Source organism: Janibacter alkaliphilus (assembly GCF_013408565.1).
Classification (GTDB): Bacteria; Actinomycetota; Actinomycetes; order Actinomycetales; family Dermatophilaceae; genus Janibacter; species Janibacter alkaliphilus.
In genome coordinates, this window is the sequence record NZ_JACBZX010000001.1 from 1,072,085 (window position 1) to 1,088,838 (window position 16,754).

The following is a 16,754-nucleotide window of genomic DNA, read 5'->3' on the forward strand; positions in this document are numbered from 1 at the left end:
CGGGCCGTCGCCGTGCTCCAACCGTTTGGTGTGCTCGCCCTGATCCGCAACTGCCCGGGCAATTCACGCACCACCCGCAACTGCCCGGGCAATTCACACCCAAGGCTCGCAACTGCCCGGGCAATTCACGCACCACCCGCAACTGCCCGGGCAATTCACACCCAAGGCTCGCAACTGCCCGGGCAATTCACACCCAGGTCCGCAACTGCCCGGGCAATTCACACCCAGGTCCGCAACTACCCGGGCAATTCACACCCAGGTCCGCAGCTGCCCGGGCGAACTTCACGCACCACCCGCAACTGCCCGGGCAATTCACACCCAGGTCCGCAACTACCCGGGCAATTCACACCCAGGTCCGCAGCTGCCCGGGCAATTCACACCCAGGTCCGCAACTGCCCGGGCAATTCACACCCAGGTCCGCAACTACCCGGGCAATTCACACCCAGGTCCGCAGCTGCCCGGGCGAACTTCACGCACCACCCGCAACTGCCCGGGCAATTCACACCCAGGTCCGCAACTACCCGGGCAATTCACACCCAGGTCCGTAACTGCCCGGGCAATTCACACTCCACCCGCAACTGCCGGAAGGGGGTCCGGCGGAGGGCGCGGAATGGCGCGTAATCCCTTGTGCGGCAAGCGATCCGGCGCTGTGAGAGCCGTTCGGTCGCCAGCCCGGCGGCGGCGACTCCGAGACGGTCAGAGCTCGGTGGTGTCCACGCCCATCTGGTCGAGGATCCGGTCGAGGTCCTCGCGTGAGGCGAACTCGATCGTCATCCGCCCCTTGCGCTTGCCGAGGGTCACCCGCGCCCGGGTGTCGAAACGGTCGCTGAGCCGCGCCGCGAGGTCGTCCAGCCGCGGGTCGGGCTCGCCCGCGGTGCGCCCGGCCCGCGCCGGACGCTCCGGGTCGACCCCGAGAGCGACGATCTCCTCGACGCTGCGCACCGACAGACCCTCGGCCACGATCCGCTGGGCCAGCCGCTCCATCGCCGCGGCGTCGTCGAGGGTGAGCAGGGCGCGGGCGTGCCCCGCGCTGAGCACCCCGGCCGCCACCCGACGGGCGACCATCGGCGGCAGCCGCAGCAGCCGCAGGGTGTTGGAGATCTGCGGGCGGCTGCGGCCGATCCGTCCCGCCAGCTCCTCCTGCGTGCAGCCGAAGTCGTCCAGCAGCTGCTGGTAGGCCGCGGCCTCCTCGAGCGGGTTGAGCTCGCTGCGGTGCAGGTTCTCCAGCAGGGCATCCCGCAGCAGCGTGTCGTCCTCGGTCTCCTTGATGATCGCCGGGATCGTCTCGCGGTCCGCCTGGACGCTGGCCCGCCAGCGCCGCTCACCCATGACGAGCTCGAAGCGGGGAGCACCGCCCTCGTCGGGCACCTGCCGCACGACGATCGGCTGGAGCACCCCGATCTCCTGGATCGAGTGCACCAGCTCGGCCATGTCGTCCTCGTCGAAGACGGTGCGTGGCTGCCGTGGGTTCGGCCGGATCGAGCCGACCGGGACCTCGCGGTAGACCGCGCCAGGCACCGGCGCCAGCCCGGCCGCGGCGACGTCGACGGCGCCCGCACCCTCGGTCTCGGACCCGCCGTCGGGTGCAGATCCCGGCTCGCTCGTCCGATCCTGGGTGGCATCCCGCGGCTCCGAGCCGCCACCGTCGCTGTCAGCTCCCCTGCCAGAGGGAGCGGTCTGCTGGATCCCGCTCTCCGGGGACGCCTCGGCCGGCTCTGCCCCCACGACCGTGTCCGTCCCCGGCCAGAAGACGTCGGTGGGACGCGCGCTGCCGCGTCCGGCGCCTCCCGCAGCCTGCCCCGCCTCGGGGATGAGGGCGCCGAGCCCGCGTCCCAGTCCTCGTCGCTTCTCGCTCATGCGTCGCCCTTCTGCTGCGCGCCACGGTCGGCGATCTCCGCCGCGGCCTGGAGGTAGCACAGAGCGCCGGTGCTCTGCGGGTCGTAGGTGATGACCGTCTGGCCGTGGCTCGGGGCCTCGGAGACCCGGACCGATCGCGGCACCGTCGTCTCCAGCACCTGCTCGGGGAAGTGCGCCCGCACCTCGTCGGCGACCTGCGCGGACAGCCGGGTGCGCCCGTCGTACATGGTGAGCAGGATCGTCGAGACGTGCAGGTCGGCGTTGAGGTGGGCCTGGATGAGGTCGATGTTCTTCAGGAGCTGGGACAGGCCCTCTAGCGCGTAGTACTCGCACTGGATCGGGATGAGCACCTCGCTGGCGGCGACGAAGGCGTTCACCGTGAGCAGACCCAGGCTCGGTGGGCAGTCGATGATGATGTAGTCGATCTGCGGCTCGCCGGCATCGGCACGGGACTGGACCAGCGCATCCACCGCCCGGCGCAGCCGGTTCTCCCGGGCCACCAGCGAGACGAGCTCGATCTCGGCGCCGGCCAGATCGATCGTCGCCGGTACGCACCACAGGTTGTCCACGTCCGGGCAGGGCTGCAGCACCTCGGCCATCGGGGTGCCCTCGACGAGGACGTCGTAGACGCTGGGCACCTCGGCGTGATGATCGATCCCCAGGGCGGTGCTCGCGTTGCCCTGGGGATCGGTGTCGACGAGCAGCACCGAGAGCCCGCGCGAGGCGAGACCCGCAGCGAGGTTGACCGCCGTGGTGGTCTTGCCGACGCCGCCCTTCTGGTTGCTCACCGTCATGACCCGGGTCTGCGGCGGGGCGGGGAAGCGCGCATCCTGCAGCGCCTTGCGCATCGTGGTGTCTGCCCGGACCGCCGCCATCACCGGCGAGTCGCGCAGCGCCTCGTCGGACGGCGAATCGGATGGGGACGACTCAGTCCCCGGCGAGTCGTTCCCGGGCGCGTCGTGGGGCTCTGCTGAGTCGGGGTCCTCGGTCGCTGCCGGGCCGTCGGGCACGGCGTCGGAGGACTCGACCTCTGCCGTGCCGTCGGCGGCGTTCCCCACCACGCTCTCCTCGGCGGGGTCCTCCGCGGCCGGTGCAGCCATCGGCGGCTCGGGCGAGGTGCCGGTCTCGGCATGAGGCGACGGCACCCCCATCCAGCCGATCGGCGCTCCGGCCCGGGTGCCGAGGGTCGGCCATCCCATCCCGGGGACGACCTCTCGTGATCCCGCGGCGACGGTGCTCAGGGTCGGTACCGGCGGGGCGTCTACGGTCGAGGAGGACATCAGCGATATCCAACACCGCGAGGGCCGCTGATGCCAATCGACGTCCCAGCTCTGTGGACCACGGTGTGATTCAGCGTCGTCACTGTGGACAACTCGGTCGATATCGGGAGTTGTCCACCGGTTGTCCACATGTTCGGTGGACAAGCCGCGGTGGTCGGGGCGGCAAGGCGGGCTCGACGGCCCTGAGTGACCGTGTTCCACGTGAAACGCGCCGGTCGACCGCGCGACCGTCCGCGGACGTGCGTTCACCGTCCACCGGCACGCCCGGCGAAGGTCGCACCGCGTTCCACGTGAAACGGCGCGGGGAGGGCGTCGCGACCGACCGTCCTGCCAGGGCTCAGCCCCTGCGACGGCTCAGCGCTTCGAGCGGGTGACCTGGATGGTCCGGGTCGGTTCACGCAGCACGTCCTCGCCGTGCTCGACCACCCGAGGATCGATGCCGCCGAGCCGTCGCAGCACCGTCCGGGCCTGCTCGATCTCCTCCGGAGCGCTGCGACCCTTCATCGCCACGAGGCGGCCACCAGGCTCGACGAGCGGAAGGCACCACCGTGCCAGCTTGTCCAGCCGAGCCACCGCCCGCGCCGTCACCGCCGGGGCAGCGAGCGTCCCGGTCATCTCCTCGGCACGACCACGATGGACCGTGACGTTGTCCAGCCCGAGATCCTCGACGGTCGAGCTCAACCAGTCGGTGCGCCGCTGCATCGGCTCGACGAGGTGCAGCTCGAGGTCGGGCCGTCCGATCGCCAGCACCAGTCCGGGCAGCCCGGCACCGGAGCCGACGTCGATGACCCGCTCGCCATCGGCGAAGGCGTCCGCGATGACCGCGCAGTTGAGGATGTGCCGGTCCCAGAGGCGAGGCACCTCGCGCGGGCCGATGAGGCCGTGGCTCACCCCCGTGTCGGCGAGGATGTCGGCGAAGGCGGCGGCCAGCGAAAGGCGCTCACCGAACAGTCGGTGAGCGCCTTCCGGGGCCTGCGGGGCGGTCTCGTGCTCGGTCATGCCGGCACGGTTCCACGTGAAACGGTCACGCCGACTCCGCCTCCGTCGTGCTGTCCGAGGCCTCCGCACCGGGCTCGGCGGCGTCCGACTCGTGCGTGTCCGTCCCGGTCTCCGCCTGCCCGGTGCGCTGCGACCCCTCGGCCGCCGGCAGCACGACGACGAAGCGTCGCGGCTCGCTGCCCGAGGACTCCGAGCGGAGACCGGCGGCGAGCACCTCGTCGTGGACGACCTTGCGCTCGAAGGCGGACATCGGCTCCAGGGAGGTCTCCTCACCGGACTCCTGCACCTCCTGGATCGCCCGCTGGGCAGCCTCGGCGAGCTCGGACCGGCGACCCGCCCGATGTCCCGCGACGTCCAGCATGAGCCGGCTGCGCTCACCCGTCGCGGACTGCACCGCCAGCCGGGTCAGCTCCTGCAGGGCCTCGAGGACCCGGCCGTCCTGCCCGACGAGCCGGCGAGGGACGCGCCCTTCGTCGGAGTCGACGACGGCCACCGCGGCCCGGTCGCCATCGATGTCGAGGTCGATGTCGCCGTCCAGGTCGGCGATGTCGAGCAGCGTCTCCAGGAAGTCTGCGGCCACCTCGCCCTCGCGCTCGAGCTGGCTGCGGCGCCCGGAGGTCTCGTCCGTGCTGGTCATGTGTCTCCTCGGTGTCGGGATGACGGGCCGGGCGCGCGGCGCCGGACCCAGGTCAGGTCTGGGGAGCGGGCTGCTGCGGCTACTGGCTGCCGCCGGAGCCGCCCGGCTTCTTCGGCGGCGGACCCGCCTTCTTCGCCCGCTTCTTGCTCTTCGGCTGCGTCCGTTGGCCGGAGACGGCGACGCCCTTCGCCCGCAGCTCCTCGGCCATCTCCTCGTCGTGCGCCCGCTCGCGGGTCTCCTCCGGGGTGTCCACCGGCTTGCCGGCGGCGCGGCGCCGCTGCTGCATGGCCTTCTCCGCGGCCGAGCCCGGGGCCGGCATCCGCCGGATGACGTAGAACTGCTGCAGCATCGTCCAGAGGTTCGTGGTGAACCAGTAGATGAGCACACCGATCGGGAAGTTCACGCCGGTCACGGCGAAGATGATCGGGAAGAGGTAGAGCATGATCTTCTGCTGCTGCGCGATCGGCCCCTCCAGCGCGGCAGCCGGCATGTTCTTGCGCATCAGCTGGTGCTGGGTGATGAAGGTCGTCGCCGACATGAGCACGATGAGCACGACCGTGACGATCTGCACGTTGAGGTCGTCGGCGCCCCAGAAGATGTCGGACAGCCGGGCGCCGAAGATCGTCGAGCTCTCGGCCTGGGCCGCGAGCTCGCGGGAGAGCGGGCCGATCGGCTCGTTCACCCCGTCAGCCATCTCGTCCAGACCGTTGAGCACCCGGAAGAGGCCGAAGAAGAAGGGCATCTGCACGAGGATCGGCAGGCACGAGGAGAACGGGTTGGTCCCCGTGTCCTTGTAGAGGGCCATCGTCTCCTCGGTCATCTTCTGCCGAGACTCCGGGTCCGTCTTGCCCTTGTACTTCTTCTGGATCTTCTGCATCTCCGGCTGGATGAGCTGCATCTTGCGGGAGGCGTGGATCTGCTTGACGAAGAGCGGGATGAGCGCGGCCCGCATGACGATCACCAGACCCACGATGGACAGGGTCCAGGTCCAGCCGCTGGCCTCGGGCATGCCGACGGCGGTGAGCGCGCCGTGCCAGAGATACATGATCCAGGCGACGATCCACTCGAAGGGGTACATCAGGTCACTGAGGCTCACGGGAGCGATGTCCTTTCCTGGGCGCGCTCGGCGCCGTGGTCGTGCCCGTCATCGGTCGCCAGCCGTGGTCGCGCCAGCTCCGGCGACCCGCGGTCGGCCCAGGTGTCGGGCACGTGGTCGATCCCCCCGGCGGACCAGGGGTGGCACCGGGCGATCCGGTGAAGCATGAGATAGGTCCCGCTAAGGGGACCGAACCGCCGGAGCGCGGTGAGGCCGTACTCCGAGCAGCTGGGGAAGTAGCGGCAGGACGGCGGGAGAAGGGGGGAGATCAGCAGCTGGTAGGCACGGACCAGCGCGACCAGCGGCAGCGCGGCGACCCGGCGGAGCGACGCGCGGCTCACGAAACACCCCTACCGGTATACAGGTCGCCCAGTCCCCGGGCGATGGCCTCGCCCAGCTCCGCCGACGTCGCGGTGGCGGCCGCGGGGGTGGCCCGCAGGACGACGTCGGTTCCGGCAGGGAGGCGCTCCAGCAGCGGGGCCACCTGGTGGCGCAGCCGGCGGGCGACCCGGTTCCGGACCACCGACCCGCCGACCGCCCGGGACACGACGAGACCGACCCGGGGCGGGGCATCCCCCGCCGGGTCGGTCCGTCCGGTCACGCGGGCGTGGACGACGAGCAGGCGCGAGCCCCGACGTCGAGCGTCGGAGCCGCGGACCGTGGCTGAGAAGTCCGCGCGCTCGGTGAGCCGGTGCCGCGCCGGCAGCACCCCGAGCCTCCCGAGGGTGTCCGCGTCAGGCCGAGAGCTTGGCGCGGCCCTTGGCGCGACGGTTGGCGAGGATCGAGCGGCCGGCCCGGGTGCGCATGCGCAGACGGAAGCCGTGGGTCTTCGCGCGGCGTCGGTTGTTGGGCTGGAAGGTGCGCTTGCTCATGCGAGATCTCCGATGGGTCGGCGAGCCGCCCGGCTCGCGTGGTCGTCCGCCCTCTTCGGCCGCGATCGGAGGCCCACGTCCCGGGTGCCGGGTTCATGGGCATGCGAAAGCGGCCGACAGGCCAGGTTTTACGGTACGGGAGCCCTCCGGACAGGGTCAAACCCACGAGGCGTTCGGCACCTCGGCGCGAGCGAACCGGGCATCGTTGCAGCGGACGTCGCGGGCCACGGCGCGACACGCCGACCGGGCACAGGTTTTCTCGCCGTCGGTTGCCCGTGGCGGCGCGCGACGTGTTAGCGTCCTGCGTCACCCCCAGATACTCCACAGGTGTGGACAACCCTGTGGACGTTCACCGTCATCGACCCTCGGGTTCGTGGTGAGATCAGGGTGCGGCGCGGTCCACGAGCCTGGGCTGCGGGACGAGCGTGACCGGTCGAGAGCAGCGAGGTGTGTGCAGGTGGCGGACGCCGACGTGGACTTCGGTCAGGTGTGGCGCACCACCCTCGACTCCCTCGATGCCGACGGGGTCCCAGTCACCCGGCGTGCCTTCCTCACGATGGCCCGGCTGGTCGGGCTGCTGGACGACACCGCGCTGATCGCCGTCCCGGACGACTTCTCCAAGCAGTACGTCGAGCAGCGGCTGCGGATGCACGTGACCCAGGCGCTCTCCGAGCAGCTCGGTCGCGACATCCGCCTCGCGGTGACCGTGGACCCCTCGCTGGCCGAGGACGAGGCAGGCCCGCCGACCGACGCCCCCGTCACCGACGAGGCCGACCGGGACCGGCACGCGCCAGCCGCGCCAGCGACCGTCCTGCCCGCCCCGGAGAACCCGGACGAGGCCGACGACGACATCGTCGACGACAACCACGACCGGCTGCGGGTGGCCACCACCCCGAACCGGCCGGTGCGCGGCCGGCCCGAGCCGGAGCAGGTGGAGCTGACCCGGCTGAACCCGAAGTACATCTTCGACACCTTCGTCATCGGCTCGAGCAACCGCTTCGCCAACGCGGCCGCGGTCGCCGTCGCCGAGGCCCCGGCCAAGGCGTACAACCCGCTCTTCATCTACGGCGAGTCCGGGCTGGGCAAGACCCACCTGCTGCACGCGATCGGCCACTACGCGCGCAACCTCTACCCGCACGTCAAGGTGCGCTACGTGAACTCCGAGGAATTCACCAACGACTTCATCAACAGCATCCGCGACGACAAGGCGGCCAACTTCCAGCGCCGCTACCGCGACGTCGACGTGCTGCTCATCGACGACATCCAGTTCCTCCAGGGCAAGATGCAGACCCAGGAGGAGTTCTTCCACACCTTCAACACGCTGCACAACGCCAACAAGCAGGTCGTCATCACCTCCGACGTCCCGCCGAAGCTGCTCTCCGGCTTCGAGGAGCGGATGCGCAGCCGCTTCGAGTGGGGTCTGCTCACCGACGTGCAGCCGCCGGACCTGGAGACCCGGATCGCGATCCTGCGGAAGAAGGCGATCCAGGAGAACCTGTCCGTGCCGGACGACGTGCTGGAGTTCATCGCCAGCAAGATCAGCACGAACATCCGCGAGCTCGAGGGCGCCCTGATCCGGGTGACCGCCTTCGCCAGCCTCAACCGGCAGCCGGTGGACATGGCCCTGGCGCAGATCGTGCTCAAGGACCTCATCCCGCACGAGCAGTCCTCGGAGATCTCCAGCGCGACGATCATGGCCCAGACCGCGGAGTACTTCGGGCTGACCATCGAGGACCTGCAGGGCGCCTCGCGCACCCGGGTGCTGGTGACGGCCCGGCAGATCGCGATGTACCTCTGCCGCGAGCTCACCGACGCCTCGCTGCCCAAGATCGGTCAGCAGTTCGGCGGCCGCGACCACACCACGGTGATGCACGCCGACCGCAAGATCCGTGAGCTGATGGGCGAGCGCCGGGCGATCTACAACCAGGTCACCGAGCTCACCAACCGGATCAAGCAGCAGTCCGTCTGAGCCCGGTCGGCATCCCCCGGCCACCCCTGCGCAACCACCCCTGCCCAGCCGCCGCCTGTCCGACCGCCGCCTGGGCCCCCCGCCCGCTCCACACCCTTCGTCCACAGCTGTGGGCAGCCGCGCGCACGACCTCCTGCCTGGCAGCCACGGGAACGACATCGGTGTCATCCGTACCCGTCCACACGATCCACACCCTGTGGACAACTCTGTGGGTGGACGACACGCGGACCACCCGCCCCGCGACGCCGCACCAGCCCGCTCGCGACCCCCCTCCCTCCCACGTCCTGCGGACAACCCTGCGCGGGACGCTGTGGATCCCGTGGCGCCGGCTGGGGACGCCTGTGCACGACGGTCGGCGACCCACAACCACCCCCCGCTCGTGCACAACGCCCTCCACGCCTCACCCACAGGCATCTCCCCCGAGAAACCGGGCCGGATCCGGGTTGTCCACCGAACCCACAGCCCCGATGACCACGATGAGTCCTGACATCGATGACTCTGCTGCCCCACGCATGCCGAGCTCCCGGCTGTGGATCACACGTCCTGCCGACCACCACCGTCGCTGACGACCGGTGACCCGTCGTGATGACCAGGAGCCGCGGCGCGGGCTAGGGTGAACGCCCACGCACCACGCGTGGGAGGAGTTCCTGTCATCCACCGAGCAGCCTCGCGCGTCGCACGGGCGCGCCGAAGGGTAGGTCTGTCGTGAAGTTCCGCGTCGAGCGAGATGTGCTGGCCGAGGCCGTCACCTGGGTGGCCCGTGGTCTGCCCGCCCGGCCGCCGGTCCCGGTGCTGGCCGGGGTCCTGCTCGAGGCCGCCGACGACGGCACCCTGACGCTCTCCGCCTTCGACTACGAGGTCTCGGCCCGGATCTCCGTCCCGGCCGAGGTCTCGCAGAGCGGCACCGTGCTCGTGCTGGGACGACTGCTGGCCGACATCTCCCGGAACCTGCCGAACCAGCCGGTCGAGGTCACCGCCGAGGGCAGCAAGGTGCAGGTCACCTGCGGCAGCTCGCGCTTCGCCCTGCTGCAGATGCCGGCGCAGGAGTACCCGACCCTGCCCAGCTCGCCGGAGGGCAGCGGCAGCATCGACGGCTCGCTCTTCACCCAGGCGGTGCAGCAGGTGCAGGTCGCCGCGGACCGCGGCGACACCCTGCCGATCCTCACCGGCGTCCGGGTCGAGGTCGAGGGCGAGACGATCACCCTGCTGGCCACCGACCGCTACCGGCTGGCGATGCGTGAGCTGGCGTGGAGCCCGAACGCCGCCGACGCCAGCCATGTCGCGCTCATCCCGGCGCGCACCCTCTCCGACACCGCCAAGGCGCTCGGCGCGGCCGGCTCCATCGACGTCGCCTTCGGCGGTGCCGCCGGCGGTGACGGGCTGGTCGGCTTCGAGGCCGGTCAGCGACGCACCACCACCCGGCTGCTCGACGGCGAGTACCCCAAGGTCGCCAAGATCTTCCCGACGAGCAGCGAGACCGAGGCGGTCATCGACACCCACGCGCTCACCGAGGCGGTCAAGCGGGTGGCGCTCGTCGCCGAGCGCAACACCCCTGTGCGGCTGCGCTTCGGCGATGGTCAGGTGGCCATCGAGGCCGGCACCGGGGACGACGCCCAGGCCTCCGAGGCGGTCGAGGCGACCGTGCAGGGCCCGGAGCTCGAGATCGCCTTCAACCCCGGCTACCTGCTCGACGGGCTCGGGGCGCTGGGCACCACCTTCGCCCGGATGTCCTTCACCGCCCCGCTGAAGCCGGCGATGATCACCGGTCAGGAGTCGGCGGACGCCGAGGTCGACACCACCTACCGCTACGTCCTGCAGCCGGTCCGCCTGGCCGGCTGAGCCGGACGGCCGTACCACCACCGCGCGAGACCAACCGACGAAGGGGACTGCCATGCAGCTGGGTCTGATCGGACTGGGCAAGATGGGCGGGAACATGCGCGAGCGCATCCGCCGGGCCGGGCACGAGGTGATCGGCTACGACCGTGACCCGGAGGTCAGCGACGTCGCCTCGGTGCAGGAGATGATCGACGGCCTGCAGGCGCCGCGCACGGTGTGGGTCATGGTGCCGGCCGGGGAGATCACCCGGTCGGTGATCGCCGACCTCGCCGACCGGCTCGACGAGGGCGACCTCGTCATCGACGGCGGCAACAGCCGCTTCACCGACGACTTCGAGCACGCGGAGGTGCTCGGCGAGCAGGGCGTCGGCTACCTCGACTGCGGCGTCTCCGGCGGCATCTGGGGCCTGGAGAACGGCTACGGCCTCATGGTCGGTGGCGACACCCCGCTGGTCGAGCGGGCGATGCCGGTCTTCGACGCGCTGCGTCCGGAGGGGCCGCGCGACGAGGGCTTCGTCCACGCCGGGGCGGTCGGTGCCGGTCACTACACCAAGATGGTGCACAACGGCATCGAGTACGGCCTCATGCACGCCTACGCCGAGGGCTACGAGCTGCTGGCGAAGAAGGACATCGTCACCGACGTGCCCGGGGCCTTCAAGGCGTGGAGCCGCGGCACCGTGGTCCGCTCGTGGCTGCTCGACCTCATGGTCGCCGCCCTCGAGGCCGACCCCACCCTCGAGGACGTCTCGGACTACACCGCCGACTCCGGGGAGGGCCGCTGGACCGTCGAGGAGGCCATCGAGCTGGCCGTGCCGATGCCGGTCATCTCCGCCTCGCTCTTCGCCCGCTTCGCCTCCCGACAGCAGTCCAGCCCGGCGATGCAGGCCGTCGCCGCGCTGCGCGGCCAGTTCGGCGGGCACCAGGTCATGACCGTCGCCGAGGGTCAGGAGCTGCGGGCCGAGGCGACGAAGGGGGTGACGTCGCCGACCGCGTCGCGCGAGCAGGAGGCCAAGAAGATCACCGGGTCCACGGACGCCTCGTCGGTGCAGGCAGAGGGCGCCCGAGCGGCGAGCGCCGGCCCGTCGTCGGGGTCCGGCAGCACGGGCGAGTCCTCCGGTCCCACGTCGGGGACCGGCTCCACCGGCTGAGCGGGGCACCCCTTCGCGATGCACGTCCGTCACCTCACGGTCGGCGACTTCCGCAGCTACGTCTCGGCCGACCTGCCGCTCGCGCCGGGGGTGAGCACCCTGGTCGGGCTCAACGGGCAGGGCAAGACCAACCTCGCCGAGGCGATCGGCTACGTCGCCTCGCTGTCCAGCCACCGGGTGGCGACCGACGCGCCGCTCGTCCGCTTCGGCGCGCAGCGGGCCGTCGTGCGGGCGGCGGTCGTGCGCGACGGCCGGGAGAGCCTCGTCGAGCTGGAGATCACGCCGGGTCGGGCCAACCGGGCCCGGCTCAACCGGGCGCCGCTGACCCGTCCGCGCGACGTCCTCGGCACCCTGCGGACGGTGCTCTTCGCACCGGAGGACCTGGCGCTGGTCAAGGGTGAGCCCGGCGAGCGGCGGCGCTTCCTCGACGAGCTGCTGGTGCAGCGCCAGCCGCGCTGGGCGGGGGTGCGCAGCGACTACGAGAAGATCCTCAAGCAGCGCGGCGCGCTGCTGCGCTCGGCCCAGCCGGTCCTCTCCCGCCGCGGTCGCGGTCGGGGCCGCACCCCGGAGGGGGTCGACCCCGCCGAGGCGCGGGCCGACGCGCTGCGCACCCTGGACATCTGGGACGAGCACCTGGCCACCGTCGGCAGCCGGCTGCTCTACGCCCGGCTGCGGCTGCTGCGCGACCTCGTCCCGCACCTGGTCGCGGCCTACCAGGAGGTCAGCGCCAACCAGGCCGCGGTCACCGCGGTCTACCGCTCGTCGCTGCACGAGCAGGCGGCCGCGGCGGTCGCCGACGGTGAGGTGCCCGAGCCGGAGCGGCTGCACGAGCTGATCCTGGAGAGCCTGGCCCAGGTCCGCGAGCAGGAGATCGAGCGCGGGGTCACCCTCGTCGGGCCGCACCGCGACGACGTCGTGCTGGGCCTGGGCGAGATGCCGGCGAAGGGGTACGCCAGCCACGGTGAGTCCTGGTCCTTCGCCCTGGGGCTGCGGCTGGCGGCCTACCAGCTGCTGCGGCACGACCTCGGCGACGACCCGGTGCTCGTCCTCGACGACGTCTTCGCCGAGCTGGACTCGGGGCGCCGCGAGCGCCTGGCCGGGCTGATCGCCGACTGCGAGCAGGTGCTGGTCACGGCGGCGGTCAGCGAGGACGTCCCGGAGGCGCTCGCCGGCGCCCGCTTCGACGTGACCCTCGGCGAGGTGAGACCGGGGTGAGCCAGCAGCCGCCGGACGGCGAGGAGGTGTCCTCGGATCCCGCCACCGCTGGTGCCTCGACCGGCGGTGGCCTGGCCGGTGACGAGGCCCCGGACTCGTCGGTGGCCGACGCCGCGGCGGACGCGCTGCGCCGCGCAAGGGCCGGTGCCCGGGCGAAGGGGTTGCGCCCCGGGACCCGGCCGCGTCCTCGACGGCGGCCGCGGGCCGACGCCGACCCCACCGTCTCGACGGGCCGGGACCGTGATCCGGCGCTGCTCGGGGACCAGGTGGAGCGGATCGTCGGCGATCGTGGCTGGGGCACCGACGTCGCCGTGGGTCAGGTGATGGGGCGGTGGGCCGAGATCGTCGGCCGCGAGATCGCCGAGCACGCGACCCCGGTGACCTTCGAGGGTGGGGTGCTTACGGTGCGGGCCGACTCGACCGCCTGGGCCACCCAGATCCGGTGGCTCAGCGCCTCGCTGCTGCAGAGGATCGACGAGGCGATCGGCGCCGGGCAGGTGAGCGAGATCCGGGTGCACGGGCCGAGCGCGCCGTCCTGGAGCAAGGGGCCGCGGCGCACCACCGGCGGTCGCGGTCCGCGGGACACCTACGGCTGAGCCGCTGGCCCAGGACGGGCACGGCCGGCTGTGGCATCGTGGGGCGGCGGCCGGCCCGTGGGCCGGCCCCGCACGCAAGCCCACGAAGGACGACGTATGAGCACGCGCGACGAGCACGGCGAGGAGCCCGGCGAGGGCACCGACGCCTTCGACGCCCTCTTCGGGGCGGCCGACACCGACGAGGTGGCCCCGTTGAGTGCCTCGGAGGACGCGAGCCGGCGGTCCACCTCGGCGTCGGACGAGTCCGGTAGCGCCGAGGATGCCGGTCCGGACCAGCCTGGCCCGGACGAGCCTGGCGCGGACCCGGGTTCGGCAGACCCGGGTTCGGCAGACCCGGGTCCGGCAGACCCGGCCGAGGTGCCCACCCGGGCCGTCCCCACCCAGCCCCAGTCCGGCGAGCCGGCCGACGACCGTGGGGCCGACTTCGACAGCGTGCCCTCCGGCTGGTGGAGCGAGCCGTCGGAGCCGCACGGTCGTGCTGCGCCGGGATACGGCGGCACCACCGCCGGGGGTGCGGCCGGACCGGACCAGGCGGCTGCCGGACCCGGCGGCGGGTACCCGGCGGCCGGTCACGGGGGCGGCTACCCGGGGTACGACGCTGCAGCGGCGGGAGGTGGCTACGCGGTGGGCTCGTACGCCTACGGCGCGCCGCACGGCGGCCACCCGGGCGGTCCCCACGGTGGTCCTCAGGGCAGCCAGTACGGCGGTCCGGGTCATCCGGGCGCGGGTGGTCAGTCCGCTCACCCGGGCTACGCGGGTCCGCCGCCACGCCGTCGCGGGCTCTCCCCGCTCGCCCTGATCGCGCTGCTCGTCGTCGGGGTGCTCGTCGGCGCCCTGGTGATGCTCGGGATCATCCGCTACAGCGGCGACGACCCCGCCCCGACGGCGGGCGAGACGGTGACCACCACCGAGACGGGCGAGCCGCCGACCAGTTCGGAGCAGCCGAGCGAGGAGACCACCTCCAGCAGCTCGTCCAGCTCCACGAGCACCCCCACCCGCAGCGGGGAGCTGCCCTCGGGCGCGACCGCCTGCGCCAGCGCGGTCGAGGGCACCGCGGTGGCCCGGGGCAACGACGTGACCAGCTGCGCCTTCGCCACCGAGGTGCGTGAGGCCTACCTGGACCAGCAGCCGGACGGCGGCGACGTCGAGGTGCGGGTGGTCAGCCCGGTGACCGACGAGAGCTACACGATGAGGTGCACGGGACGTACGGTGACGGTGTGCACCGGAGGGAACAACGCCGTCGTCTACCTCTACTGACGTCACGGCGCTGGCTGGTCCCGATCGCGGCGCTGTCGCTGGCGGCGTGCTCCGGCGGCGAGGCGGCTGACGACGACGGGACGAGCGGCCCGTCGGGGGCCCAGTCGGTGAGCTCGACCCCGAGCCCGACGACGGGGCTGCCCACCGCCCTGCAGCGGGACCTGGAGCAGGTGGCCGGCAGGTATGCGGATGAGCAGGTGGCCGTCGCGGTGCTGCCGGTCGGGGCCGACGCCGACCGCGAGGTCGAGGTGGTCGCCGACGCCGACCCGGAGCGCCTCTTCGGCTGGTCCACGACGAAGGTGCCGGTCGCGCTGGCCGCCGACCGGGCGGCCGACGAGACGAGCGCGCCCACCATCACCGCGGACACCGAGCTGGCGCTGACGATCTCCGACAACGACGCCGCCTACCGGCTGTGGGCGACCCTCGGCGGTGGCCAGGTCTCGGCCGACGCCGTCGAGGACATTCTGCGTGAGGCCGGAGACTCCCGGACCCAGGTGCCGCCCAACGGCACGACCGAGGGGTACACCCCCTTCGGCCAGACCCGGTGGGGGATCGCCGACCAGGCCCGGTTCGCTGCCGGCCTGCCGTGCCTGGACGGGGCGAAGGCGGTCACCGGACCGATGGGTGAGATCCAGGAGAGCCAGCGGTGGGGGTTCGGTGCCGTCGACGGCGCGATCTTCAAGGGCGGCTGGGGTCCCACCGACGCCGGCTACGTCGTCCGGCAGATGGCGGTGATCCCGGACGCGGACGGTGGCCGGACGGCGGTGACCATGCAGACGGTCACCCCGACCTTCGAGGAGGGGACCGCGGTGCTCGACGAGATCGCCGCGGTGATCGCCGAGCACCAGCAGCAGCTGCCGGGCGGACGCTGCGGCTGAGCGCAGCCCGCGATCACGACGAAGGGGGCGCCCCACCAGGACCGGCGGGGCGCCCCCTTCGAGCAGGTCGGGTGCGGCTCAGGCCGCGGAGAGGGACTCCGCGACGGTGCCGACGACCGAGTCGGCGGTCTCCGCGTCGCCCGCGGAGACGGTGATGATCGCGGCGCCGCTGTCCGTGGGGACGACGAGCATCCGGCCCTGCACCTCGACGCCACCCATCGGCAGCACGTAGGTGGTGTCGGTGCCGGTCCCGATCGGGGTCTCCAGGTCCTCGGTGCCCTCGACCGTGCCGCTGCTGGAGAGCTGGCTCTCGATCTGCGCGTCGGTGGGCACCTGCGGCGAGGCGATGACGTTGATGTTCGGGGTGAAGCCGTCCTCGGTCTCGCCGAGCACCACGAGGTCGGTCTGCTGGGTGATCTGCTGCAGGAACTGCTCGACGCTCACGCCCTGCGCCTCAGCGGCCGCCTCGAGCTCCGGCGGGGCCTGGTCCGGGTTCGCGGCGATCTCCTCGGCGTCGATCTGCTGCCAGCCGTCCGGCACGTCGAAGCTGACCCCGGCCTGCGCGGAGGTGACGTCGCCGGCGCCCGAGGCCGAGCCGCTCTCCTCGGAGCTGCTGGAGGAGGCGGTGTCGCTGGAGGACGCGGTGTCCTCGGACGAGCTCGACTCCGACCCGCTGGACTCCGACCCGCTGGACTCGGCGCTGGACTCGCTGCTGGCGCTCGAGCTGCTCTCGCCCTCGCCCTCGGAGTCCGAGCCGCAGGCGGCCAGCGGGATGATGGCGGCCGCGGCGAGCGCGGCGAAGGTCCGGGTGCGACGTGTGCGGGTCATACCGGGACTCTAGTCGGCCGACCTGCCGCGATGGGCGGCCGGGACTCCCCTCCTCGGCCGCCGGACCGGCGTGCGACCTCCCGGTCCGACGTCCCTCTGACATCGTGTGCGCACCCGGCCGGTCACCCTGGTCCGCCGCGTCCCACGAGGCCCGCTTACGGCCCGTGGCCCCCCCGGGGACGTGCAGGGAGTCGGGCGGGGCGGTGCGAAGCGCTCAGATCCCCCGCCACGGGCCCGGTAGGTGCATGGATCGTCGGTCGTGACGGGTAGGATCGACGGGTTGTCAC

Annotated in this window: 16 protein-coding genes; 7 read left to right on the forward strand and 9 right to left on the reverse strand. The window is 72.3% G+C overall.

Translation table 11 applies throughout. From position 1 onward, the window contains the following. Positions 1 to 696: 696 nt before the first annotated feature. From BJY28_RS05140 to rpmH, 8 genes are all read right to left on the reverse strand, one after another. The gene (locus BJY28_RS05140; protein ID WP_179462053.1) at positions 697 to 1,857 is read right to left on the reverse strand and encodes a ParB/RepB/Spo0J family partition protein; all 1,161 of its coding nucleotides are present in this window, start codon (positions 1,855 to 1,857) and stop codon (positions 697 to 699) included. After that, positions 1,854 to 3,137 (reverse strand): ParA family protein, encoded by a 1,284-nt coding sequence (locus BJY28_RS05145; RefSeq protein ID WP_281366905.1) that lies wholly within the window; start codon positions 3,135 to 3,137, stop codon positions 1,854 to 1,856. The genes BJY28_RS05140 and BJY28_RS05145 overlap by 4 nt, the downstream gene beginning before the upstream one ends. Positions 3,138 to 3,491: 354 nt before the next feature. After that, a complete protein-coding gene (rsmG, locus tag BJY28_RS05150; RefSeq protein WP_179462054.1) occupies positions 3,492 to 4,136 on the reverse strand; it encodes a 16S rRNA (guanine(527)-N(7))-methyltransferase RsmG in 645 nt (214 codons plus the stop codon). 25 nt (positions 4,137 to 4,161) lie between these two features. After that, complete coding sequence (locus tag BJY28_RS05155) at positions 4,162 to 4,773, reverse strand: Jag family protein (protein WP_179462055.1); 612 nt, start codon at positions 4,771 to 4,773, stop codon at positions 4,162 to 4,164. A gap of 79 nt (positions 4,774 to 4,852) precedes the next feature. Then, a complete protein-coding gene (yidC, locus tag BJY28_RS05160) occupies positions 4,853 to 5,869 on the reverse strand; it encodes a membrane protein insertase YidC (protein WP_343036972.1) in 1,017 nt (338 codons plus the stop codon). Then, on the reverse strand, positions 5,866 to 6,210 hold the full coding sequence (yidD, locus tag BJY28_RS05165; protein ID WP_179462056.1) for a membrane protein insertion efficiency factor YidD: 345 nt from the start codon (positions 6,208 to 6,210) through the stop codon (positions 5,866 to 5,868). Before yidD ends, yidC begins: the two co-directional genes overlap by 4 nt. Further along, complete coding sequence (rnpA, locus tag BJY28_RS05170; protein WP_179462057.1) at positions 6,207 to 6,578, reverse strand: ribonuclease P protein component; 372 nt, start codon at positions 6,576 to 6,578, stop codon at positions 6,207 to 6,209. The genes yidD and rnpA overlap by 4 nt, the downstream gene beginning before the upstream one ends. Positions 6,579 to 6,603: 25 nt before the next feature. Beyond that, positions 6,604 to 6,741, reverse strand: coding sequence for a 50S ribosomal protein L34 (gene rpmH, locus BJY28_RS05175; protein WP_179462058.1), 138 nt, complete (start codon positions 6,739 to 6,741; stop codon positions 6,604 to 6,606). A 457-nt stretch (positions 6,742 to 7,198) separates the two neighbouring features. On the opposite strand from rpmH, the gene dnaA reads away from it, so the two are divergent. The 7 genes from dnaA (at position 7,199) to BJY28_RS05210 (ending at position 15,639) form a co-directional block, all read left to right on the forward strand. Next, positions 7,199 to 8,710: a chromosomal replication initiator protein DnaA gene (gene dnaA / locus BJY28_RS05180; protein ID WP_179462059.1), complete on the forward strand. Its 1,512-nt coding sequence runs from the start codon at positions 7,199 to 7,201 to the stop codon at positions 8,708 to 8,710. Positions 8,711 to 9,415: 705 nt separating this feature from the next. Then, positions 9,416 to 10,549, forward strand: a complete 1,134-nt coding sequence (gene dnaN / locus BJY28_RS05185) for a DNA polymerase III subunit beta (RefSeq protein ID WP_179462060.1) — start codon at positions 9,416 to 9,418, stop codon at positions 10,547 to 10,549. 52 nt (positions 10,550 to 10,601) lie between these two features. Further along, the gene (gene gnd / locus BJY28_RS05190; protein ID WP_179462061.1) at positions 10,602 to 11,693 is read left to right on the forward strand and encodes a phosphogluconate dehydrogenase (NAD(+)-dependent, decarboxylating); all 1,092 of its coding nucleotides are present in this window, start codon (positions 10,602 to 10,604) and stop codon (positions 11,691 to 11,693) included. Between the two features lie 18 nt (positions 11,694 to 11,711). Continuing rightward, a complete protein-coding gene (recF, locus tag BJY28_RS05195) occupies positions 11,712 to 12,908 on the forward strand; it encodes a DNA replication/repair protein RecF (RefSeq protein WP_179462062.1) in 1,197 nt (398 codons plus the stop codon). Further along, the gene (locus tag BJY28_RS05200) at positions 12,905 to 13,504 is read left to right on the forward strand and encodes a DciA family protein (protein ID WP_343036973.1); all 600 of its coding nucleotides are present in this window, start codon (positions 12,905 to 12,907) and stop codon (positions 13,502 to 13,504) included. Before recF ends, BJY28_RS05200 begins: the two co-directional genes overlap by 4 nt. Positions 13,505 to 13,600: 96 nt before the next feature. Further along, complete coding sequence (locus BJY28_RS05205; protein ID WP_179462063.1) at positions 13,601 to 14,761, forward strand: hypothetical protein; 1,161 nt, start codon at positions 13,601 to 13,603, stop codon at positions 14,759 to 14,761. Positions 14,762 to 14,868: 107 nt separating this feature from the next. Next, positions 14,869 to 15,639 carry a serine hydrolase gene (locus tag BJY28_RS05210; protein WP_179462064.1) on the forward strand — a complete coding sequence of 257 codons (771 nt, stop codon included), beginning with the start codon at positions 14,869 to 14,871 and terminating at the stop codon, positions 15,637 to 15,639. A 78-nt stretch (positions 15,640 to 15,717) separates the two neighbouring features. Here the strand turns inward: BJY28_RS05210 and BJY28_RS05215 are convergent, their stop codons facing one another. After that, complete coding sequence (locus tag BJY28_RS05215; protein ID WP_179462065.1) at positions 15,718 to 16,467, reverse strand: hypothetical protein; 750 nt, start codon at positions 16,465 to 16,467, stop codon at positions 15,718 to 15,720. Positions 16,468 to 16,754 lie beyond the last annotated feature (287 nt).